The organism is Streptomyces sp. NPDC048211 (genome assembly GCF_043202315.1).
Taxonomy (GTDB): Bacteria; Actinomycetota; Actinomycetes; order Streptomycetales; family Streptomycetaceae; genus Streptomyces.
On sequence record NZ_JBIDAD010000010.1, the window covers coordinates 189,383 to 207,241 of the forward strand.

General features: G+C 73.2%; 15 protein-coding genes and 1 tRNA gene. 5 read left to right on the forward strand and 11 right to left on the reverse strand.

Annotated features, from left to right (window positions below):
- Nucleotides 1-168 precede the first annotated feature (168 nt).
- Nucleotides 169-948 carry a decarboxylase gene (locus tag ACGFZA_RS31455; protein WP_393683560.1) on the forward strand — a complete coding sequence of 260 codons (780 nt, stop codon included), beginning with the start codon at nt 169-171 and terminating at the stop codon, nt 946-948.
- A gap of 96 nt (nt 949-1,044) precedes the next feature.
- Nucleotides 1,045-2,142, forward strand: a complete 1,098-nt coding sequence (locus ACGFZA_RS31460; RefSeq protein ID WP_385278363.1) for an LLM class flavin-dependent oxidoreductase — start codon at nt 1,045-1,047, stop codon at nt 2,140-2,142.
- Between the two features lie 76 nt (nt 2,143-2,218).
- Here the strand turns inward: ACGFZA_RS31460 and ACGFZA_RS31465 are convergent, their stop codons facing one another.
- Both ACGFZA_RS31465 and ACGFZA_RS31470 read right to left on the reverse strand, forming a co-directional pair.
- Nucleotides 2,219-3,643: an MFS transporter gene (locus ACGFZA_RS31465; protein WP_393683562.1), complete on the reverse strand. Its 1,425-nt coding sequence runs from the start codon at nt 3,641-3,643 to the stop codon at nt 2,219-2,221.
- A gap of 107 nt (nt 3,644-3,750) precedes the next feature.
- On the reverse strand, nt 3,751-4,134 hold the full coding sequence (locus ACGFZA_RS31470; RefSeq protein WP_385278359.1) for a nuclear transport factor 2 family protein: 384 nt from the start codon (nt 4,132-4,134) through the stop codon (nt 3,751-3,753).
- A 92-nt stretch (nt 4,135-4,226) separates the two neighbouring features.
- Between ACGFZA_RS31470 and ACGFZA_RS31475 the strand changes: the two genes are divergently transcribed.
- A complete protein-coding gene (locus tag ACGFZA_RS31475) occupies nt 4,227-5,132 on the forward strand; it encodes a LysR family transcriptional regulator (protein WP_385278357.1) in 906 nt (301 codons plus the stop codon).
- A 21-nt stretch (nt 5,133-5,153) separates the two neighbouring features.
- On the opposite strand, the gene ACGFZA_RS31480 is transcribed toward ACGFZA_RS31475, so the two are convergent.
- Entirely contained in the window at nt 5,154-7,019 is a 1,866-nt protein-coding gene (locus ACGFZA_RS31480; protein WP_393683565.1) for a putative bifunctional diguanylate cyclase/phosphodiesterase, read from the reverse strand.
- 416 nt (nt 7,020-7,435) lie between these two features.
- On the opposite strand from ACGFZA_RS31480, the gene ACGFZA_RS31485 reads away from it, so the two are divergent.
- Entirely contained in the window at nt 7,436-8,650 is a 1,215-nt protein-coding gene (locus ACGFZA_RS31485; RefSeq protein ID WP_393683567.1) for a M6 family metalloprotease domain-containing protein, read from the forward strand.
- 70 nt (nt 8,651-8,720) lie between these two features.
- On the opposite strand, the gene ACGFZA_RS31490 is transcribed toward ACGFZA_RS31485, so the two are convergent.
- The 7 genes from ACGFZA_RS31490 to ACGFZA_RS31520 form a co-directional block, all read right to left on the reverse strand.
- A tRNA-Lys gene (locus tag ACGFZA_RS31490) sits at nt 8,721-8,794 on the reverse strand.
- Nucleotides 8,785-9,504 carry a hypothetical protein gene (locus ACGFZA_RS31495; protein ID WP_385278351.1) on the reverse strand — a complete coding sequence of 240 codons (720 nt, stop codon included), beginning with the start codon at nt 9,502-9,504 and terminating at the stop codon, nt 8,785-8,787. Before ACGFZA_RS31495 ends, ACGFZA_RS31490 begins: the two co-directional genes overlap by 10 nt.
- A gap of 184 nt (nt 9,505-9,688) precedes the next feature.
- Entirely contained in the window at nt 9,689-10,030 is a 342-nt protein-coding gene (locus ACGFZA_RS31500) for a hypothetical protein (protein WP_393683569.1), read from the reverse strand.
- Nucleotides 10,031-10,167: 137 nt separating this feature from the next.
- Nucleotides 10,168-11,502 (reverse strand): AAA domain-containing protein, encoded by a 1,335-nt coding sequence (locus ACGFZA_RS31505; protein ID WP_385278347.1) that lies wholly within the window; start codon nt 11,500-11,502, stop codon nt 10,168-10,170.
- Complete coding sequence (locus ACGFZA_RS31510) at nt 11,499-13,106, reverse strand: hypothetical protein (RefSeq protein WP_393683572.1); 1,608 nt, start codon at nt 13,104-13,106, stop codon at nt 11,499-11,501. Before ACGFZA_RS31510 ends, ACGFZA_RS31505 begins: the two co-directional genes overlap by 4 nt.
- A complete protein-coding gene (locus tag ACGFZA_RS31515; protein WP_393683574.1) occupies nt 13,097-14,464 on the reverse strand; it encodes a hypothetical protein in 1,368 nt (455 codons plus the stop codon). Before ACGFZA_RS31515 ends, ACGFZA_RS31510 begins: the two co-directional genes overlap by 10 nt.
- Entirely contained in the window at nt 14,370-15,341 is a 972-nt protein-coding gene (locus ACGFZA_RS31520; protein ID WP_385278568.1) for a phosphatase PAP2 family protein, read from the reverse strand. The genes ACGFZA_RS31515 and ACGFZA_RS31520 overlap by 95 nt, the downstream gene beginning before the upstream one ends.
- Before the next feature lie 303 nt (nt 15,342-15,644).
- Between ACGFZA_RS31520 and ACGFZA_RS31525 the strand changes: the two genes are divergently transcribed.
- Nucleotides 15,645-16,241 carry a histidine phosphatase family protein gene (locus tag ACGFZA_RS31525; protein WP_385278341.1) on the forward strand — a complete coding sequence of 199 codons (597 nt, stop codon included), beginning with the start codon at nt 15,645-15,647 and terminating at the stop codon, nt 16,239-16,241.
- Nucleotides 16,242-16,354: 113 nt separating this feature from the next.
- On the opposite strand, the gene ACGFZA_RS31530 is transcribed toward ACGFZA_RS31525, so the two are convergent.
- Nucleotides 16,355-17,740, reverse strand: coding sequence for a tetratricopeptide repeat protein (locus tag ACGFZA_RS31530; RefSeq protein ID WP_385278339.1), 1,386 nt, complete (start codon nt 17,738-17,740; stop codon nt 16,355-16,357).
- Nucleotides 17,741-17,859: the final 119 nt, after the last annotated feature.

The following is a 17,859-nucleotide window of genomic DNA, read 5'->3' on the forward strand; positions in this document are numbered from 1 at the left end:
TGCGGAGGCACCACGCTCGCAGTCGCACCCCACCCCGTCAACAGGTCGCAGCGGTGACCGGGGCGGATGGGGGAATACTGGATGAGAAGCGGGGAAACGGGTCAGTGTCGCGGGTCGCCTGCCGCGACCGGTGCGCCGCACTGGACACGCAGTACAGGAAGGGTGGACATGACGACCGTCGGATTCCTCTACCCGGGCCATTTCGCGGAGGACGACTACCCGCGCATGGAGATCCTGCTCGACAGCACCATCAGACTCGTCGTCCGGCACACGGAGAGCCCCGACGACGCCTACCGGGAGGACGCCCTGCGTGAGCTCGGCGCCCCCGGCCGGCTCGCCACCCGTGTCGAGGAGCTTCAGCGCTCCGGGGTCCAGTCCGTCGTCTGGGCGTGCGACGGCGGCAGCTTCCTGTACGGCCCCGACGGCGCCCACGACCAGGTCATGGCCCTGGCGCGGGCGGCGGGTGTGCCGGCCTCCAGCACCTCCATCGGCTTCGTCCACGCGGTACGGAAGCTGGGTGCCAACCAGGTCGCGGTCGCCGCGACCTACCCCGAGGACATCGCCGCCCACTTCACCGCCTTCCTCCGGGCCGCGGGCATGGAGGTGGTCGCCACCCACGCGGCGGGCGTGGCCGATGCCGCCGAGGCCGCGGCCTGGGGGCTCGATCAGGTGAAGGAGCTGGCCCGCGCGGCGGACCGGCCCGAGGCGGACGCGGTCCTGCTGCCGGACACGGCCCTGCACACCGTCGGCCACCTCGCCGAACTGGAAGAGTTCCTCGGCAAGCCCGTCCTCACCGCGAACCAGGTGGCCGTCCGGGAGGCACTGCGACTGGCCGACCGCCCCGCCTGGGCGCCCCGGCTCGGCGCGCTCTTCGCGGCCCGCGAATCGCCGCCGGCTCCGGTGGAGTGGGGGAGCGGACGGGCGTACGCACACGGCAGGCCGGGGTAGCGGGGACCGGCCGCCCCGGAATAAACGGAGTCAACCTCCTGTTGCACTGCTCCGGACCGACGAAGGACAGACGAGCACCACCGGAGAGGCCAGGACGTGGACGAGATTCGAGGCGACGAGATCCGTGGCAAGGCGGAGGGGACGGCACCCGTGCCCCTCTCGGTCCTTGACCTCGTGACGGTGGGCCAGGGCCGCACCGCGACCCAGGCCCTGCGGACCGGTGTCGAGATCGCCCAGCTCGCCGAGCGCCGCGGCTTCCACCGCTACTGGGTCGCCGAGCACCACTCCATGCCCGGCGTCGCCTCCTCCTCGCCGGCCGTGATCCTGGCCCACACCGCCGCCCGCACCGAGCGCATCCGGCTCGGCTCCGGCGGCGTCATGCTGCCCAACCACGCCCCGCTCGTCATCGCCGAACAGTTCGGCACGCTGGAGGCCATGGCCCCCGGCCGTATCGACCTCGGCCTCGGCCGGGCCCCCGGCACCGACGGCGCCACCGCCGCCGCCCTGCGCCGCACGGAGCGGCTCAACGAGGGCGCGGACGACTTCCCGCAGCAGCTCATGGAGCTGACGCGCTTCCTGGACGACGACTTCCCCGACGGCCACCCCTACGCCCGCATCCACGCGGTCCCCGGACCCGTCCAGGCCACCTCCGAGGGCGGCGTCCAGTCCCCGGCCCGCCCGCCCCTGTGGCTGCTCGGCTCCTCCGGCTTCAGCGCCCGGCTGGCCGGCATGCTCGGCCTGCCCTTCGCCTTCGCGCACCACTTCTCGGCCCAGAACACCATTCCGGCCCTGGAGCTGTACCGCGAGTCCTTCAAGCCGTCCGCGGTGCTGGACGCTCCGTACGCCCTGATCGGCGTCGCCGCCCTGGCCGCCGACGACGAGCGCGAGGCCCGCCGCCAGGTGCTGTCCGGCGCCCTGTCGATGCTGCGCCTGCGCTCCGGCCGCCCCGGGCTGGTCCCGACACCCGAGGAGGCGGAGGCGTACGCCTTCAGCCCGATGGAGCGGGAGTTCGTCGACAACTGGCTCGTCAACATCGTCCACGGCACCGCCGACGAGGTCCGCACCGGCCTCGACGACCTGGCCAAGCGGACCGGCGCCGACGAGCTGATGATCACCGCCAACGCCCACGGCGGCGAGGCCCGCCTGCACAGCTACGGCCTCATCGCGGACGCGTACGGCCTGCCGGGGGCCTGACGGTCCGCGGCCCCGCCATCACCGAAGCCGGCCCGGTCCCCCCGCGGGGGGACCGGGCCGGCTTCGGCGTACGGGGTCAGCGCTGCGGCGCCGGGCGCAGGAAGACCGCGGCGACCAGGACCCCGGCCAGCACCGTGACGCCCGCCACCAGCAGCGCCGTGTGCAGTCCGGTCAGCAGCGAGCCGCCCGAACCGGCGACGGCGGCCAGCCCCGCGACGCCGATGGCGCCGACGAACTGCGGCATCTGGGCCAGACTGCCCGCCACACCCTGCTCGTCGTCCCGCAGCCCCGAGGTCAGCGTCGAGATGAAGGCGACCACGGCGAGCACATGGCCGAAGCCCATCAGCCCCGACGTGAGCAGCAGCAGGGGCAGGTTCCCGTCCCCGGGCAGCAGGACCATCGCACCCGTGCCCGCCGCCTGGACCAGCAGACCGGTCACCATCGCGGCCGTCGTGCCGCGGGCCGCGATCACCCGGGAGGCCAGGGCTCCGGCGAGCAGCGCGGCCGCGCCCTCGGCGAGGAAGCCGAACCCCGTGGCCAGGGGCGACCAGCCGAGCACGTCCTGCATGTACAGGCTGAGCAGCAGCGTCGCGCCGCCGCACATCGAGAAGGTGATCAGGCCGACCAGCGCGCTCCACTTGACCGTGCGGCGGCCCAGCAGCCCGAGCGGGACCAGCGGCGCGCTGTGCCTGGACTCCGCGACGAGGAAGGCGCCGAGCAGCGCCATTGCCCCGATCAGTGCGGTGAGCGTCGGCGCACTCGTCCAGCCGGCGTCGGCGCCGGTCGAGATCCCGTACACGAGGGCGAAGAGCCCGGCACCGGACAGCAGGGCGCCCGGCACGTCGAGACGACTGGCGCGGCGCTCATCGGCCGACGCCGGGAGCAGGGTGAGCGCGCCGCCGAGGACGACCGAACCGATCACCACCAGCAGCATCATGGTCCAGCGCCAGTTGAGCCCACTGGTGATGAGACCGCCGCCGATGGTGCCGGTCACGAAGCCCAGCGAGAGCAGCGCGCCGTTGATCCCCAGCGCCTTGGTGCGCTGCGGTCCTTCGGGGAACGAGGCGGTCATCAGGGCGAGTGCGGTCGGCCCGATCATGGCGGCGGCGATGCCCTGCCCCGCCCGTGCCGTGATCAGCATCGCCGGGCCGGTGGCCGCCGCGGCCACCAGGGAGAGCGCGGTGAACAGGGCGGCGCCCAGGACGAAGAGCCTGCGCCGGCCGACCAGGTCGGAGAGCCGGCCGAACAGCGGGAGCAGTCCGGCGGTCGGCAGCAGGCAGGCGGTGGCCACCCACTGTAGATCGCCCGTGGAGGAGAAACCGAGGTCCCGGCCGATCTCGGGCAGGGCGACGGTGATGATCGAGTAGTCGAGACCGGTCATGAACGTGGCCCCGCACAGGGTGATCAGGATCAGCAGGCCGCGCAGCCCGAGCGCGGAGGACCGGGGGCCGGTGGTGCCGGTCCGGCCCGGCCCGGACGGGGGTGACGTGACGGTGGTCATCGGAGCCTCTCTGCGGTTCTGAATCTCAGCGGTTCTGAATCTCAGCGGTTCTGAATCTCAGCGGTTCCGGAATCCCGGCGGTACCGGAGTCCCGGCGGTCCGGGATCTCAGCGGTTCCGGAAGTAGGTGTCGGCCGCGTGGGCGTCGGCGGGGTAGTGGCGGATCCCGGCGATCCGCCCGTGCTCGATCCGGAAGACCAGCACCCAGGTCATGGCGAGGTCGCCGTCTCCGGAGGTGCAGTCGTGCAGTTCGACGACGTGCCGGTCGTCGGCGCCCGCGAACAGCACCTCGGCGCGGAAGTCGTGGGTGCCCAGCTCCCTGAGGAAGCCGCAGATCGCCGCGGTGCCGCGGTACGTCCCCGAGAGCGGATGCCGGCCGGGCATGTGCCAGACGGCGTCGGCCGCCAGGACGTCGTCCCGCAGCGCGGACAGGTTCCCGGTCGCGTAGCTCGCCCAGAAGGCGCCGATCAGCGAGCGGTTCGGCTCTTCCATGTCAACTCCCCGGTGCCGAGCGGTGGTTACCTGGAGAAGCTTCGGCGCGCGCCGCCTGTCCGGTCCAATACCTGCTTCCATAACCTGGCGGCATGGATGTCGACACCAGACTGCTGCGCTACTTCGCCGTCGTGGCCGATGAGGGCCATCTGACCCGGGCCGCCGAGCGGCTGTTCATCTCGCAGCCCGCGCTGACCAAACAGATCAAGCAGCTCGAAACGCGTCTCGGCGTCACGCTGTTCACCCGGTCCCGGACCGGGATGACGCTCACCGAAGCCGGTACCGCGCTCGCCGGATCGGTTCCCGCGGTCCTCGACTCCTGGGACGCCGCCCTGCGTACGGCCAAGGGCGCCGCCGCCCGCGCCGACCGGGTGCTGCGCGTCGGCTTCGTCGCGAGCGGGGCCAACGAACTGACGCAGCAGATCATCGCCGCCTTCGCCCGGCGCCGGCCGGGCTGGCGGGTACAGCTGCACCAGACGGCGTGGGACGACCCGACGGCCGGACTGGCCGCAGGTGACTGCGACGCCGCGCTGCTGAGGCTGCCGTTCCCGGGAGAGGAGGCGCTGGACGTCGAGGTGCTGATCACCGAGGACCGATGGGTGGCACTGCCCGCGGCCCACCGTCTCGCCGGCCAGGAGGTGATCGAGTTCGCCGAGCTCTTCGACGAACCGTTCGTCGCCACCCCGGAGGAGTCCGGCTGGTGGCGCGAGTACTGGCTCGCCTCCGACGAACGGGACGGACACCCGGTGACGGTGGGAGCCGTCGCCCACAACCCCGACGAATGGCTGAACGCGATCGCCAACGGTTTCGGCGTCAGCCTCACCCCGGAGGCCACGGCCCGCTTCTACCGGCGTCCGGACGTGGTCTACCGCCCGGTCAGCGGCGTCAGCCCGTCCCGGGTGGGGGTGGCGTGGCCGCGTGCCCGGGCCGTTCCGGACGCGGTGCGGGACTTCGTACGCAGCTGTGTGGAGCTGCGGCCGGATGCGGACGCGGTCTGAGCGTCGGGCCCTCGGCCGCGCTCAGGCCTTCAGGGACCGGGCCCCGAGCAGTTCCCCGATGCGTTCGGGGGCGACCGCGCGGGAGTAGAGCCAGCCCTGTCCGGTGTCGCAGCCGATCCGGCGCAGCCGCTCCGCCTGGCCGGCCGTCTCCACGCACTCCGCGGTGACGGTCAGGCCCAGGCGGTGGGCCAGCTGGACCATGGCCTCGACGATGGTCTCGTCGGCGGGGCTGGGATGCGTGCCGTCCTCGTACCGGAAACCGCGGACGAAGGCGCCGTCCAGCTTCAGTACGGAGACCGGCAGGCGGCTGAGATAGGCGAGGTTGGAGTAGCCGGTACCGAAGTCGTCGATGGCGATCCGGACCCCCATGTCGCTGAGCGACTGCAGGGCCCGCAGCGGCCGGCCCGCCGACCCCATCACCGCGGACTCCGTCAGCTCCAGTTGCAGCAGCGCCGGGTCCAGGCCGGTCTCCGCGAGGATCTCCGCGACATCGGTGACCAGATCGGAGTCCCAGACCTGCCGCACGGCGACGTTGACGCTGATGAACAGCGGCGGCTCGTCCGGGTGGTCGAGCTGCCACCGCCTGGCCTGCCGGCAGGCCGCCCGCAGCACCCACCGGCCGAGCTGCACGATCGAGCCGTCCTCCTCGGCGATCGCGACGAACCGATTCGGCGAGAGCAGGCCGAACTGCGGGTGGTTCCACCGCACCAGCGCCTCCACCCCCCGCACGACCCCGTCGGCCATGCAGACCAGCGGCTGGTACTCGATGGTGAACTCGCCGCGCTCGACCGCCGGGCGGAGATTGGACGACAGGGCCTGGCGCGTCATCCGGTGGGCGTTGCGTTCGGGGTCGAAGAGGGTCCAGCGGGCCTTGCCGTCCGCCTTCGCCCAGTACAGCGTCGTATCGGCCGCCTGCATCAGACCCGTGGCCGAGGTGCCCGCGACGGGCCGCTCCACCACGCCGATCGACGCCGAGACCGAGAGCCGCTGACCGGCCAGGTCGAAGGGCTGCTGCAACGCGGCGAGCACCGTGCGGGCGAGATCGGTCAGCTGCTGCGTACCGGTGGACTCCTCGACCAGGATCGCGAACTCGTCGCCGCCCAGGCGCGCCACCAGATGCGCGCCGCCCGGGTGTGCGGCCTCCTGCTCGGCGCAGTCCGTGAGCCGGGCGGCCACGGCGGCCAGCAGCCGGTCCCCGATCCGGTGGCCCAGGGTGTCGTTGACGGCCTTGAATCCGTCCAGATCGAGATAGCAGAGCCCGATCCGTCCCCGTCCGGGCATGCTGTCGTCCTGGTACGGCACCGCCTCCAGGACCGCCGAGAGCCGCTCGAAGAACAGCGTCCGGTTGGGCAGCCGGGTCACCGGGTCGTGCATCTGGAGGTGGCGCAGCCGCTTCTGGAGCTCGCGCCGGTCGCTGACGTCGGCCACGGAGAGCAGCACCTGGCCGGGTGCGGCCCCGTCCCCCTGCTCCGGTGCCGCGGCCATCGGCACGACGGTGATCTCCGCCCACAGCGAGCGCCCGTCGGGGTGCTTGAGCCGGCGGGTGCAGCGGAACCGGGAGCGCCGGCCGTGCAGCACCTCGCGGTACGCGCGCCAGGTGCGGCCGTCGGCGGCGAGGTCGACCAGATCGGAGGCGGACTGCGCGGTCAGCGCCGCCGCACCGACACCGGCCAGTGCGGCCAGCGCCTCGTTGGCGGTGACGATCAGGCCCTCGTGGTCGACGACGGCCATCGGGAGCGTGGCCGCCCGGAAGGCGGCCCGGTAGTCGTGCGGTTCGGACGAGGCCCCGGCGGAGGGCCACGCGCCGTCACACTCCGTGAGGGAGGGTGGTGGGGAAGAGGGGGCTGTGCCTGCCGCGGGCCTGGGCCCTTCGGAGGTTTCGCTCACCGTTCGCTCCCGCCGTGCAGTTCTGTCCCGGACACCTCTGGTCGGACTGGCCCGCCGCGTGGAGCGCCGTCGTCAGAGGCGGAAACCGCGCAGGAAAGCGAGGTGAAGCATAGATGCTGGCACCTCGGCCGTTCCAGCGCCCCGGCGCTTGTCACCCCGCGTCCGCTGCACTTGAGCCATTCGCGGGGTGATCCGGTTTGCCCATGACTGATCGATTCTGCGCGGCTCCGTTCCCTCCCGTTGTGTGGGTGATCGATTGTGACTGACTGTGAAGGATGCGGGGGGTGTGGCCGCTGACCCGAGTGGGGCAGCCCAACAGGACGTACCTCGCGAAACGCCAGAAGGTGGTCAGGAGGGTCCTGGAGTCCGTACCCGTACCGGAGGTGGATGTGCCGCGTCAGCAAGGGCCCGGAAGGATGGAGAGACCGAGTCCGCGCGCGGTGGCGGCCGGGCTGATCTCCCTCCTGGCGCTCGCCGCCACCTCCCTCGTCGCGGGCCCCGCCGCAGCCGCCACCGGAGAGGCGGCCCCCTGCGCCCTGCCCCGGACCGAGGCCCACCACTCGCTGGGCCTGGACGAGTGGAACGGCGCCTATCCCCGCCCCGACCACCCCCTCGACGCGGTCATGGTCTTCCTCTCGTTCCCCGACGCCCGGCCCGTCACCACCCCCGCCGAACTCGCCGCCGACCACTTTCCCGCCACCACGCAGTTCTTCCAGCGCGCCTCGTACGGAAAGTTCACGCTGCGCCCGCACCCCCTGCGGCACTGGATCCGGATGCCCGAACCGTCGGTCCGCTACGGGATACAGCGCGACTGGGACGACGGCCGGCGCAGCGCCTACCTGCGCGACGCGATCGCCGCGGCCGACCCCGAGGTCGACTTCTCGAAGTACGACCTCGTCTACCTCGTCGCCGACCCGGACGCCCCGGGCGTCGACTCCGACGCCACCAAGGTCGTCAACTTCGACCGGCCGCTGCACGCCGACGGTACGGAAATCAGGCGCGTGGTCACCGTCTTCGAGCAGCACCCGCCCGACCACAACGTCCTCGCCCACGAGACCGGACACGTCTTCGACCTGCCCGACCTCTACCACCGGCCCTCGGACGGCAAGGGGGACTGGGACACCTACGTCGGCGACTGGGACGTCATGGGCAGCCAGTTCGGCCTCGCGCCGGACCTCTTCGGCTGGCACAAGTGGAAGCTGGGCTGGCTCGACGACCGGCAGGTGACCTGTATCCAGAGCGACCGGGTCGTCACCCTGGAGCCGATGGCGGCCGTGCCCGTGCCGGGCGCGTCCATCGGAACCCGGCTCGCCGTGATCAGGACCGGCGAGGGCAGCGCCGTGGCCGTCGAGGCCCGCAGTGCCACCGGCAACGACAGTGCCACGTGCACCGAAGGCGTGCTGCTCTACCGGATCCGCAACGGGACGCCGTCCGGCGGCGGTCCGGTCGACGTCCTCGACACCCACCCCACCACCGACGCCTGCTGGGACCGCTCGGTCTACCCGCCGCTCGCGGACGCCCCGCTGAGGGTCGGCGAGACGTACTCCATCCCCGGCGGACACACCACGGTCGAGGTCGCCGACCGGACGCCGTCCGGCGCGTGGACGGTCCGGATCACCACCGGAGGCTGAAGGCGCGGACCGCGGTGGTGATGACAACGAAGAAGCCCCCTCGCTCTCGCGAGGGGGCTTCTTCCGTCTGTGCGCCGCCAGGGACTCGAACCCCGGACCCGCTGATTAAGAGTCAGCTGCTCTAACCAACTGAGCTAGCGGCGCCTGCTGACGTCGTAGACCTTAGCACCCTGATCCGTGGGAGGAAAAATCGAAATCCGGGGCGCCGGAGCGGGCACCGACCGGGCCACCCGGACGCAGGCCCAGAGCAGGACGTCCGGCCCCGGGAGCCAGGGGCTGCGGGTGTCGGGGGCGACCAGCCAGCGGGGCCCGGAAGAGGCCGGATCGCAGGTCAGGGGCGGGACCGTCACCGCGTCCCCGGCGCCGTGACAGAGCAGCGGCGGCACCTTCGGGCCGCTGCCCTCCGGCGTCAGCGGGTCCCGGGCGGACCGGGTCCCCGGCCCGGACCCCCACTCCTCCCAGTCGAGCAGCGACGGCAGCCGCTGGGCGGTGCCGGGAGAGGCGAAGAGCAGCATCCGGCCGCGGTGCGTGGCGACCGGGCCGGAGCCCGGACCGTCGGCCCACAGGTGTTCCAGCATCCGGCGCCCGAAGAGCGTCGGCACGTTCACCACGTCGAAGGCGGAACCGCACGGCAGCACCCCGGGCGATGAGGGGTGCGACTCCCACTGGGACAGGGTGCTGCGCGGATACGCCGCGGCCCCGGCCAGCCAGGCGGCACCGGCCGCGGTCACCTGGGCCGTCCGATGGCCGGCCTGCTCACGCAGCACGGCGAAGATGTCGGCGTCTTCACCGGCGTGGGGGAAAGGCCCGTCGCCGTGATGCAGGGTCGTTTCGTCTGGCAGCCATGCGGTCATGTGCACAGGTCTACCCGGAGTGATCACCCGGATTCCGAGAGTTGTCGGAAATCGGGACAGGTCGGGGTGGCGAGGAGTATCTTGCGCACCTGGCATATGCCAACGGTTGTACCCGGAGTGATCGCGAGGGCCGTCGAGCAGGCCACCGCGGCACGCCGCCGGCGACGGAAGAACGGCCCCGGCGTCAGGGCCTCGGTTCGTTCAGCAGGCTGCGGCCGAACTCGACCATCTTCACCGCGTAGTCCTCGGTCCACTCCGCCCGTCGCGCGATGTCCGCCGTCGTCAGCCGGTCGAACCGGCGCGGATCCGCCAGCTGGGCCGCCGCGATCGCCTGGAACTCGACCGCCCGGTCCGTCGCGGCGCGGAAGGCCAGCGTCAGCTCGGTGGCGCGGCTCAGCAGCTCCTTCGGATCGTCCATCGACTCCAGGTCGAAGAAGTGCTCAGGATCGGCGAACGCTGCCGACGGCTCGAAGAGCAGGGGTGCGGGGCGCAGCCGCTGCTGCTCGTTCCGCTCGGGTTGTGCCATGTGGTTTCTTCCTCCTCCGGTGGGCCCCGACGGCCACCCTCTATTGTCCGACCCGCCGCAAGGGCGCCTGGTCCGCTCCATTCCGGGGCGTGCGACGCCCCGCTTCCGGTCCGTCGTGCCCCCGTGCGCCCCCGCCCTCAACGTCCCCAGCGCACCCGGTGTTCCGCCAGATGCGCCAGCACCGCGTGATTGGCCTCCCAGCCGTCCGGGAACTTCACGGTCACGCCCAGCTGGACCGGCTCCGTCGACGGATGCTCGTCCAGCAGGTCCGTGACCCCCTCGCGGCACACCACGATGCAGGCGTGGCGGTGCCGGGAGGCCAGCACGCACAGCCGGCCCGTCTCCAGGTGGAAGGCGGTGGCGTCCGGGCGGCCGGACAGCGGATGCAGGACCACCGTCACATCGAACTCACGGCCCTGGAGCCGGTTCGCGGTGTCCACCGCCACCCCCGTCACCCCGAGCTCGTCGAGCGCCGCCCGCACCGCAGCCGCCTGGTCGCGGTGGGCCGTGCCGACCGCGACCCGGTCCGCCGTCACCGGCGCCGGATCCGGGGAGCGCTCGCTGGTCGCCGCGCCGCCGCGGTCCAGCAGCCGGCGCACCACCAGGGCCACGGCCCGCACCGCCTCCGGGTCGGTGCGCGGGGTGTGCCGGGCCGGGAGCTCCAGCAGACCCCAGCCGGACTCCGCCGCCTCGTCCAGCACCCGGTCTGCCGCCGAGCCGTCGGACGCGACACCGAACGACAGCAGCCGGTCGCCGTGGTCCGTGCCGCTGCGGAACGGGGTGTACGGGTAGAACGCGTCCGACACCAGCGGTGCCGCCGAGGCCGGAAGCCGCCAGGAGACCGGCAGCCGGTGCTGCGGCAGCTCCGGGTTGTGCGCCAGCAGCGTGGTGACCGCGCTGGCCGACGGGTCGTAGCTCAGCCCCGCCCACTGGTCCGCGCCGACGATCGAGAACGGGTCGAGCTGGCCGGGATCGCCGACGAACAGCGCCCGTTCGAAGAGCCCGGCGACGGCGAGGAGCGCGTCCGAGCGCATCTGGTACGCCTCGTCGACGATCGCGTGGCCCCACGGCTCGACGTTCTTCACATGGGCCCACTTCGCCGCCGTCGAGATGACGACGTCGAGCCCGGCCAGATCCGCCGCCTTCGCCGACTTGCGTACGTTGGCCAGGCCGTCCAGCACCTTGTCGTACGGATCGGAGTCGTTGCTGTGCAGCCGGCCGACCGGCAGGCCCGGGTCCTTCTCGGCGAGCCGGACCACCAGGTCGTCGACCTGGGCGTTCGTCTGCGCGACCACCATCAGCGGGCGTCCGGCCGCGGCGAGCTCCAGCGCGGCGCGCACCACCAGGGTCGACTTGCCCGCACCCGGCGGGGAGTCCACCACGATGCCGCGGGCCGAGCCGTTCAGCGTGTCGTCCAGGATCCGGGCGGTCGCCAGGCCCGCCGCAGCGCCCGGGTCGAATACGGCCGTCACAGCAGGTCCTCCGTGGTCACGGGGTCGGGGCGCTCGGCAGCCGCCACGCCGCCCGGCGGGCCGCCGTGGGTCCACGGGGTCTCCTCCGCGTCCGGCAGCTGCGGCCCGCCGCGCTGGTCGTGCTCGAAGAGCGTCCAGGCGATGACGTCACCGGGCTCCGGCACCGAACCCGGAGCGGGCTCCTTGCCGCGGCCCATCCGGTCGGTGATCCGCAGCACCAGTGCGGGTGCCGCGCCCTCCTCCGCAGGTCCGTAGCCCGCGAATTCGGCGGTCTGCGGCTTGCCGTCCAGCGAGCGGTAGACCTTCACGCGCTCGCCCAGATGCGGCTGCTCGGCCGTGAGCACCGTGACCAGGGGACGCGGGGAGGGGCGCTTGGACTCGCTGTACGCCATCTCCACCGCCGTCACCTCGCCGAGGAACGCCTCGCCCGCCAGCCGCCGGCCGGCCAGCACCAGCGGATCGTCCAGCGCCTCCTGGGCCTCCAGCTGGGCCTGTGCCGTCTCCCGGGCCGCCAGCTTCCGGGCCGCCGTCACCGCGTCGTCCCGGCGCGGCTGCGGCGGCTCACCGGCCCGCACCCGGTCGCGGTGACCGGTGAACGACCAGCGGTCGCGGGTCCAGCGGTCCTCCACCCTGGACCCCCCGGGCAGCTCCCGCACCAGGTCCAGGCCCCGCCACACCGCGTCCCAGGTCGGCCGCAGCACACCGGCCAGCAGCTTCCGGATCTCCCGCTCGGCCGCCGTGAGCTCGGCGAGCCGGGCATCGGCCGCCAGACCGTCCTCGGCGGCGGCCAGCGAGGTGCGCGCCCGGTCGTACTTCTCGATCGCGGGCGCCAGCAGCCGGTTGTCGAAGTCGGGGTCGGTGGCCGGTCCGGCCGGCGGGCACAGCAGCTGGCCCCCGGAGTCCCTGGCCAGCTCGGCGCGGAGCGCGCCCTCGGCCCCCGACTCGCCCGCCGGCGGGTCGATCCAGGCCAGCAGGGCGCCCAGATGCTGGTCCTCCAGGGAGGACTGGCCGGTCGCCCAGTGCCGGTTCAGCAGGTCGGTGCCGGCCAGCAGCAGCGAGGAGCCGGGAACCCGGGCCCGCTCGCCGTAGTGGGTCAGCCAGCGCCCCAGCAGCGGGACCCGGGCGGGTGCCGGATACGGGGTGTCGGGGTCGTCCTCGGCGGTGCGCCGGAACCGCATGGAGCGGCCCAGCAGCCGGACGAACTCGATGCCCGCCCGGCTCGGCACGATCAGCTGCGCCGCGTCCGTGCACAGCTCGGTCTCGACCTTGACCTTCTTGCCGGTCGACGGGTCGGTCTCGCTCCGTTCGGCGGGCTCGATCACATCGGCGTACGACTCGATGTACGGAAGGACCGCCTCGGCCAGCTCGGCCAGGAACGCGAACCGCAGGTCCCGGTCGCGCGGCTGGGCCACGGCCAGCAGCCGGGGCGCGTCCCGGTCCGTGCCGACGAGCGCGCCGAGCGGTGCGCCGGCCTCGCCCGCGGTGGTGAGCGGGACCAGCACGAGGGGCCGCTCGCCCAGGTGGCGGTGGCGGACGGTGGCCATCGGCTGGGCGCGGCCGCTCTCCACGGCCTCCAGCCGGGCCAGGGTGCCGATCAGCGACATGCGGTGCTCCCCGGGTCCTGTACGGAGTTATCCCGGGGCGTCGCGGTGTCGGGCGCCGCCGTCTCCGGCGCTGTCGTCGGCCGCGATGTTCCCCGAGCTCTGGGCCGCGATCGAGCAGGGGAGGCCGCATCGGCCACCACTGACTCCTCCGCCCTGGATTCGACGGCACCCGACGCCGCTCCTTCTCCCGCGCCGGAACTCCGTACCGGACCCTCCAGCGCCTCGGCGCGCAGCGCGGCCGCGCGGAGCAGCGCGGCGACCGTCGGGTCCGCCGGATCGCCCTCCTTGCCCGCGGCCGCGGCGAGCACCTCCTCGACCGTGGTCAGCCCGCCGAGCTCGCCCCGCACGCTGCGCCCGAGCGCCTCGACCGCACCGGCGGCACGGGCCTTGGCCCGGCAGTGGAAGGCGAGCTCGCAGGCGGCCAGGCACTCCGGTGCGTACGCCGCGGTGACGGACTCGACCGCGGAGTCCAGCTCCTCGGCGGAGCACTCCGGGTCGAAGGTGGTGCCCTCGGGCAGGGCCGCGGCGATGTCCTCGATCCGGGTGAGCCGGGTCAGCTGCCTGCGGGTGACCGCGCGCTGCTTGCGGACGTCGACGACGGACGCGGTCGGCAGGTTGGAGAAGTCCTTGGGGCAGACCAGCAGCACCCGGTGGCCGACCTCCGCGCCGCCGGTCGCCGCGGCGACCCGCTCCAGCGCCAGGACGTACACGGCCGACTGCCGGGCGGCCGCGCCCACCTTCGCGGCGTCGGCGGAGCCGTCGATCATGGGAAAGGACTTGATCTCGACGACGGTCCAGGTGCCGTCGGGGTGCACCACCACCGCGTCCGGCTCCAGATAGGCGGGCGATCCCGCCACCTCCAGGGCCAGCATCGGGTGGTCGAGCAGCGCCCAGCCGCCGGAGGCGGTCGCCTCCCGAAGGGCGAGCGCGGTGCGGGCGGCACGGCCTTCGGGACCCGCGGCCGTCAGATCGGGCACCGGGACGTCACCGGGCGGTTCGCCGGGCTCGCCGAACCCCTGGTGCAGCAGGCGCATCAGCTCCGCGCCCCCGTCGGCCTTGACCCTGGCCTCGAAGGCGTTGCCCCGCATGAAGGCGAACTGGGACTGGCCGAATGCGGCCGGTGAACCGAGCGCCGTGGCGAGCGCGCCCTTGTCGACGCCCGCCCCGTCGAGCAGGGCGCGCCGCTTGCAGCCGGGGTTGGCGGCCAGGGCGGCCAGCGCGCGGGCGTCCAGCGGACGGGGTGCCACGGCCGGGCCCCTCAGCTCAGCGAGCCGCCTTCGCAGCGTCACCGCCTGCGGCTCTTCCCGCGGAGGCCGGGACGTCGGCCGGGGCAGGTGGGCCGGCCGGTGCTGCTGCATCGGTGGGGTCTGCGGAGGTGGTCCGCTGGCCGGGGATTCGCTCACCCGCGGAAGTCTTGCATCCGGCACTGACATCCGGGGACTTCGTGGCTGCGGACACCCGTGCGAAACGGGTCAGGGCCGCGTGCTTGACGCGGTCGGCGAGGCGGAGCACGGGCCTGGCCAGCAGTGCTCCGGCGCCCATGACGGCGGCGCCCGCGACGGCGTCGAGGAAGTAGTGGTTGGCGGTGCCCATCACCACGATGACGGTGATCAGCGGGTAGGCGATGCCGGCGGCCCGCAGGAGCGGATGCCTGGCGTGGCGCCACAGGAGGATGCCGCACCAGAGCGCCCAGCCGACGTGCAGGCTCGGCATCGCCGCGTACTGGTTGGTCATGCCGCCCATGCCGCGCGGGGCGCTCGCTTCGGTGCCCCACCAGCCGTACGAGCTGTACTGGGCCATCGTGTCGACGAAACCGTGCCCGGCGGCCAGCAGCCGCGGCGGGCAGGTCGGCATCAGGGTGAAGCCGATGAGGCCGAGCATCGTGGACGTCATCAGCCAGGTCCTGGCCCGGCGGTAGGCGGCCGCGTGGCGCCGGAACATCCATATGAGGACGGCCGGGGTGACCAGGTAGTGCAGGGAGGCGTACGCGAAGTCGGCGGGTATGCCTATCAAGGGGTGCGCGGTGAACAGCCGGTTGAGCGGGTGTTCGGCGTTGAGGAAGAGTGCCTTCTCGAGATCGAGGATGCTCAGCCCGTGGTCGACGGCGGTGGACACGTCGCCCCGGACCAGAAGTCGGCCGCCCGAGTACGCCCCGTACACCAGGGCCAGGAGCGGGAGCTCGGTCCACCATCGGGGCCGGTGGCCCGGCACGGGCGCGGTGGTGGCATGCGGCATCCGGAAGTTCTCCATCATGTGTTCATGCGGCCGACGGCGGGCGTTCAACCGTACGGTGCAGGTCGGCCGCGATCCCCCCGGGGGTGCCGTTTCGGCGCCCCTCAGCTGTTCGCATACGTCTGTGGTCAGTGGGACGCCGATGCCGCCCCACAGGTTGCCTCTCGCGAAGGTACGCGATGATGGAAATCCGGACGATCCGTTTCCCCGCTCCACCCGCTCCATCCCGGGCGGATTCGTCCCCATTGATGTCCAAGATCTCAGATCCCGCATCTCAGGTCCCAGTTTTTCAGGGAGAGCCGTCACATGGCACCGCGCATCCTGCTGGCCCGGCACGGTCGGACGGAATGGTCCGTCAAGGGCAATCACACCGGCAGGACGGATATCCCGCTGCTCGACTCCGGGCGCGAGGGGGCCAAGCTCCTCGGTGAGCGGCTGCACCGCAGGCCGTGGGTGGACCTGCCCGGTCTGGAGGTCCGCACCAGTCCGCTCGTGCGGGCGTCCGAGACGTGCGCGATCGCGGGGTTCGGCGACCGGGCCGAGCCGTGGGACGCGCTCATGGAGTGGGACTACGGGGCGTACGAGGGGATGACGCCGGCCGCGATCAAGGAGGCCCGCCCCGACTGGTTCATCTGGCGCGACGGGGTGCCGGAGGGCGAGACCCTGGCCCAGGTGTCGGACCGTGCCGACGAGATCGTCGCCTGGGCGCTCTCGGCCGACCGCGATGTCCTGGTCTTCGGCCACGGCCACATCCTGCGGGTGCTGGGGGCGCGGTGGCTGGGCGAGGACGCGTCGTACGCGGCACGCCTGAGGCTGGAGCCGACGGCGCTCTCGGTCCTGGGGTGGGCGTACGGGGACCCGGCCCTGGAGCGCTGGAACGACACGGGGCACCTGGAGGGGTAGCCGTTTCGGGGCGGCGTCCTCCAGGGGGCGGCCGCCCGAGCCCGTCCTCCGGGGTCGATGGATCCGTCCTCGGGCGTCGGACGGGCTCGGAGGAGGCCGTCCGACGCGGCGGCTCAGGCGCCGGACGGGCTCGGGTGCGCGCCCGACGCCGACATCGCGTGACGGTCCAGGAAGTCCTTGACGTCCACCGAGCCCCGGCCGCGGGGGCGCAGGACCGTGACCGCGTCCGCCAGTATCGAGCGGATGCGGGAGGACTGGACCTGGTCGAGCAGGTCGAGCACCCGGTGACCCGTCGCCGCCGCTTCCTCCATGAGGCCGGCGCGGGCCAGGTCCCAGGTGAGCTCCGCGCGGTAGAGCGCCAGGTTGCGGGTGAAGTGCGGGTCCTGCAGCCGAGTCGCGCGCCGTGCGTGGCGCGCGGCCCGTGACCAGTCGCCCAGTGCCGACCAGCACTGCGCTTCCAGCATCTCCAGCTCCGCCTCCCGGAAGAAGGTCATCCACTCCGGGTCGGCCGCGGAAGGCCCGCTTCCGAACGCGGTGTGCGCCCGGCCGAGCGCCTGTTCGCAGCCGGTACGGTCCCCGAGCCCGGCCCGGCCCCCCGCCTCCCGCAGCGCGAGCAGCGCCAGCAGCCGCGGCGAGCCCAGGGACCGGGCGGCCCGCTGCCCCGCCTCCGCCGCGCGCACGGACTCACGCGGCCGGCCCGTGTCGCGGGCCAGGAACGACGCGTTGCAGAACGCGTGCGCCTCCAGCGCCGGGTCCCCGGCCAGCCGTGCGGTGGCCAGCGCCTCCGCGTAGTGCGAGCGCGCGTCGTCGAAGCGGCCCGAGTCATGGGCCAGCCAGCCCACCGAGATGGCCAGCTCGCCCGCGCCCGTATGCAGCCGGTCCGCTGTGGAGCGGCGGCTCGCGGTGCCGGAGTCGAGCAGCGCGTACGCCGCCCGCAGCGGCTGCGAGGCCCGCCGGTAGAGGCCGTCACCGCCGTGCCGGTCGTCCAGCAGGCGGATCTGCCGCACCGCCTTCTCGACGGCGCTCACCTCCGCCTCGCCGACCCGGCGCTGCACGGGCACGGAAGCGGCGGCCGGGCCGCCGAGGCCCAGACCCAGGGACGCGGCCGCCACCGCGGTGGTGCCGCTCGTCATGAATGCGCGACGCAGCACGTCGCTCTCCTCGTCGGTGTCGCTGCCGAACACGAACAGCGGGGAAGTCGGGGGGCGCGGGGCGTCCGCCGTGGACCGGGCGGCCCTGCCGCGTACCGATTCGCGCGGTGAGAAGCCCAGGTCCTCCAGGGTCGCCCCGGGGAACATGTGCAGGAAGACCCGCTCGTACGCGTAGTTGGGACAGCGGATCTCGCCGGACTCCACGCGCCCGATGTACCGGGCATCGCACGCGACCTGCTCGCCGATCTCGCGAGCGGACCTGCGTACAGCGGCAGCGAACTCTCCGGCGGAGCGCTGTCCGCGCAGCCGCCGGAAGGCGGGGTTGGGAACTGCCCGTGTCGACACCATGGCGGGGCCCTCTCTGGTGCGAGCCGGGCGCCTGCTTCCGGTGTCCCGGCGGAGCAAGAACGTACCTGCTGTGACAAGACGCACACGCTGCGTTTGCCAACAAAACGGATATCTCGCCC